Source organism: Propionicimonas sp., assembly GCF_047606205.1.
Taxonomy (GTDB): domain Bacteria; phylum Actinomycetota; class Actinomycetes; order Propionibacteriales; family Propionibacteriaceae; genus Propionicimonas.
In genome coordinates, this window is sequence record NZ_JASGES010000190.1 from 1 (window position 1) to 4,096 (window position 4,096).

The 4,096-nt window shown below is 74.4% G+C and carries 4 protein-coding genes; all 4 read right to left on the reverse strand.

Annotation, left to right across the window (positions count from 1 at the left end; genetic code table 11):
* A partial coding sequence (locus QM633_RS12030) for a hypothetical protein (RefSeq protein ID WP_415154002.1) occupies positions 1-907 on the reverse strand: 907 nt, incomplete at its 3' end.
* On the reverse strand, positions 907-2,739 hold the full coding sequence (locus QM633_RS12035; RefSeq protein ID WP_415154003.1) for a hypothetical protein: 1,833 nt from the start codon (positions 2,737-2,739) through the stop codon (positions 907-909). The genes QM633_RS12035 and QM633_RS12030, both read right to left, overlap by 1 nt.
* The gene (locus QM633_RS12040; RefSeq protein WP_415154004.1) at positions 2,732-3,091 is read right to left on the reverse strand and encodes a hypothetical protein; all 360 of its coding nucleotides are present in this window, start codon (positions 3,089-3,091) and stop codon (positions 2,732-2,734) included. The genes QM633_RS12035 and QM633_RS12040 overlap by 8 nt, the downstream gene beginning before the upstream one ends.
* A partial coding sequence (locus QM633_RS12045; protein ID WP_415154005.1) for a glycosyltransferase family 2 protein occupies positions 3,088-4,096 on the reverse strand: 1,009 nt, incomplete at its 5' end. The genes QM633_RS12040 and QM633_RS12045, both read right to left, overlap by 4 nt.

The following is a 4,096-nucleotide window of genomic DNA, read 5'->3' on the forward strand; positions in this document are numbered from 1 at the left end:
GCCCCACGGCCAGCTGACGGGCGAGCCGCTCGGCGAGCGCCCCGGCGTCGGGCGCGGGCGCGGCGAAGTCGACAGGGACGCCGGTGACGAAGTTCTGCAGGGTGGCGACCCCCGCTGGCAGGTAGCGGCGCAGGTCGGTGACCAGGGTGCCGGTCTGCCCCACCTCGACCCCCGCCGCAGCGAGCGCGCGCGCGGCCAGCACGGCGAGGCCGACGGCGAACGGCGCCCGGCCGCGCGTCCACTTCCGCAACCTGGCGAGGTCCTGGTCGGACACGGTCTGGGCCAGCGTGGTCCAGACTCCCGCACCGCCGGTGCGAGGCACGGGACGGCCGCCGCCCACGGGCGGGGACTGGACGCGGTCCCGCCACACCCTCGACCAGGCGTCCGGGTCGCGCCCGAAGGTCGCCGCGATCGCCTCCCGCAGCGGCCGGGCGGTCAGCGGCCCGGTGAACGCGGCGGGAACGCCTCCCTCGCGCGCGGCGGAGAGCACTCCGGCGGCGGCGGTGGCGGCGAGCATGCCGTCGCCGAGCCGGTGGTCGACCTGCATGGCGAGGTGGTCACCCGACACCACGAACCGCAGCGGGAGCGACGGCTCCGGATGGGCGTCCAGCCAGTCCGCGAGCCCGCCCGGGTCGACGTCGGCGCGCTGGACCAGCCGGTGGGCGTGGCCGCCGGCCTCCGCCGTGCCACCCCAGTACCTCCAGTGCCGCCCGTCGGGTTCCAGGCCGAGCCCCACTCTCGCCAGCGGGCCGAGGGCCGCGATCCGGACGACCGCGTCGGCGAGCGCGTCGACGGAGGGCAGGTCTAGCGGTCCGGCCAGCAGCCGGATCGCCATCCCCGCACCCCGCCGGTCGAGCGCGTCCAGGCGCTGGCGCTCGGGCGGGGAGTGGGGTCTCGACGTGCTCATCACGACTCCAGGTCCAGCTCGACGACGGTGAGGGTGGCGGTGTGCACCCTGGTGATCCAGTGCGGGTTGGCCAGCAGCTGGCTCTCGAAACGGTCCAGCGCGCCGGGCGGGAACAGCCCGTAGTAGTCGTTGTAGATCTTCATCTGGCTGGTCATCACCACCCAGGTCGGCTGGCGGCGGTACCGCAGGTCGGTCGTCATCCGCTCGACCCGGTCGTCGGTGAAGTCGGAGCCGAGCCAGCCGGTCCAGGCGTTGACGCCCCCGTCGAAGGTCCGGTTGATCCGGGCGAAGTCGACGTACCGGGCAACGACACGTCCGGGAGCGCCGGGGGCGAGCGCGATCACCATGGTGTCGGGCGGGGCGGTCTGGATGATCCACACCGACGCCTGCAGCGCGTCCGCGTCGACCCGGTTCGGGAACCATGCGCCGTAGAAGGCCTGCGCGGAGCCGAGCATCAGGGCCACCGAGGCCGCCGTCGCGGTGGCGGGGCGCCACCAGCCGGCGGTGCTGCCGAGCAGCCGGTCGGTACCGGGAGCGAGCAGGATCGCGCAGCCGGGCAGTGAGTAGAGGAACACCCGGAAGATCGCCTCGCCGCCGTAGCCCTGACCCAGGAGCAGGGCGAACGCGCCGAAGGAGAGCACCGCGGTCGCCCACAGCCGTCGCCGGCCGGCCGGCAGGGTGGACAGACCCCGCAGCGCAGCGACGGGGCCACCATGCAGCCGGTCGGCCAGCCGAAGACGCGGCCCCGCCGCGCCACGCAACCGCCGCAACCGCCGCAACCGCCGGAGCAGGACCAGGCCCGCGCCGCCCCAGACCGCCACCGACACCAGCCGGCTGCACCAGCTGGTGAACACCTGGCCTGCGCTCGGCGAGGACCCGTTGACGTTCCGCTGGGCGTTGGCCAGTGGGTTCACCGAGAGCAGGCTGCCGTAACTCTGCACGACGTCGTAGTTGGCGGCGAGGTAGCCGATCGCGACGGCCGTGAACACGCCGACCGCCCACCAGGGACGCAGCATGCCCAGCAGGGCGAGGGCCGCCATCACGACCAGCAGCCAGTACGGCGTGAGCTGGTGGGTGACCGTGATCGCGGCGAAGACCACCAGGGCCACCCAGGTCGTCCCGGCCGGGAGCCGGCTGCCCGGCCAGCGGACGACCAGGGCGAGCACCCCGAGCGCGAGCAGCATGGCCACCGCCTGCGGCGAGAAGTAGTCCTGGCCGACCCAGTTGGCGGTGTGGGCGAGGAAGGCCGCGACCAGCGCGACCCGCGGGCACAGCCCCAGGCAGCGGGCCAGCACGAACACCGCGCCGGTGAGCGCGAGCTGGTAGCCGGGGGTGAACCAGTGCGCGACCTCCAGCGAGGTGCTGCCGGTGAGGTCGTTGAGCCAGGCGAAGAACGCGAACATGCCGGGCCAGGAGTGGTAGATGTCCGCACCGCGGGCCAGCGACCCGTGGACGCTGATGTAGTCGATCACGCCGAAGTGCTTGTAGGTCCACGAGTACAGCGGCAGGTCCACGCCCAGCGCGGTCGGCAGCCGCACGAGCAGCACGGACGTGACCAGCGCGCCGGCGGCGAGGCCGAGGTGGCGGTAGCGGATCGCGATGGCGAAAGCGAGCGTCACCATCACCAGCGACGTCGCGAACCCGGGTCCGGCCGCGAACAGCAGCCCGCGGTTGTCCACGGCTGCCGATCGCATCGCGGGGACGCTCCACGCCCCGCAGATCACGGCCGCGACGAGCAGCCCGAGCACCGTCCCCGCGGTGTGCAGGCCCGGACGGGGCGCGTCGGCTGCGGCGGACGGCGCGGCGTCTGGACGGCTCTGGAGGTCAACCACCGAGGGCCACCGCCGTCCGTACCCGCCACAGGCTCCAGGCCAGGACGACGGTCGCCATCCCGACCAGGCCGGGTTGCGGCTGCCAGGCCGGGAGGGAGGCCATCGCCGTGGTCACCAGGATCACGACCGACAGCCCGAACAGGGGCACGACCAGCCAGCACAGCGGGCGTGGGAGCCCCAGGTGGGACTGCAGCACCGCCCCCGGGCCGACCGCGACGAAGCACAGCAGGGCGGGCAGGCGGGTGGCGGTGGGCAGGCCGGGGACGAGGACGAGCAGGCCCACCAGCCCGGCCGCCGCTCCCGCCAGCGCCCACGGATCGGTGATCCACGACCGCTTCGCGACCGGCCTCATGCGGCTGCCCCCCGCACCGACCAGCGTTCGGCCAGGTAGGCCGCCGGGCCGGTGAGCACCTGCCACAGTTCGAGCCGCGAGATGGCGGCGACCTCGCCGCGTACGGCGTCATCGCGGACCCGGAAGGGTTGGGCCGCGTCCTCGACGCTGACCATCGGCTTGTGCACGAGCCGGGCCAGGGCCCGCGGCGAGCGGCCGAGCGCCATCCCGAGCGCCCGCGGCTGCAGGGCGAGCGTCGTGAGCCAGGCGCCCAGCCCGCGCCCGTAGCCGACCGCCTGCGTGCGCAGCGCCGGCAGATCGTCACGGTGCCGGTGCCAGATGACGGCCGACGGCTCGACGACCAGGGCGTGCCCTGCGAACAGCAGCCGGGTGAAGATGTCCAGGTCCTCCCCACCCCGGGTCCTGGTGCCGACACCGAGCGCCTCGTCGAACCCGCCGACGGCGCGGACCGCGTCCCTCCTGACCGCGAAGTTGGCCCCGGTGCCGTACTCACCCACGCAGAACGGGAACATGGGCAGGTCCGCGGGCGGATCGGACAGCCGGAACACCCGGCCGGCCAGGTTCTTCGACCAGCTGACCCGGGCGTCGAAGTAGGTCTGGACGGCGTTGCGCAGTTCGCCGGACGGGACCAGCCCGCTCACGCACGCGACGTCGCCGCCGCGGCCGAAGCCCGCAGCCAGGCCACGCAGCCACTGGGGGTCGGCGACCACGTCGTCGTCGGTGAAGGCGACGATCGGGTGGCGGGCGACGGACATGCCCACGTTGCGGGCCCTGGACAGGCCGGCGACCGGGGCCACGACGTAGCGCACCCGGTAGTCGTCCGCGACGGCGGCCGTGCGGTCGCTGAGCGGTGCATTGTCGACGACGATCACCTCGTAGTCGGGGTGGTCGAGCGCCACCAGCGAGTCGAGCGCCTCCCTGAGCGCGTCGGGACGCTCCCGCGTGCACACCACGACGGACATGGCCGGCGGCTCGGCCGGCGCCGCCGGCTCGGCCGGGGGGAGC

Excerpts from the sequence above, each read along its gene's own strand:
- QM633_RS12040 (WP_415154004.1), bottom strand. The coding sequence starts at position 3,091 with ATGAGGCCGGTCGCGAAGCGGTCGTGGATCACCGATCCGTGGGCGCTG.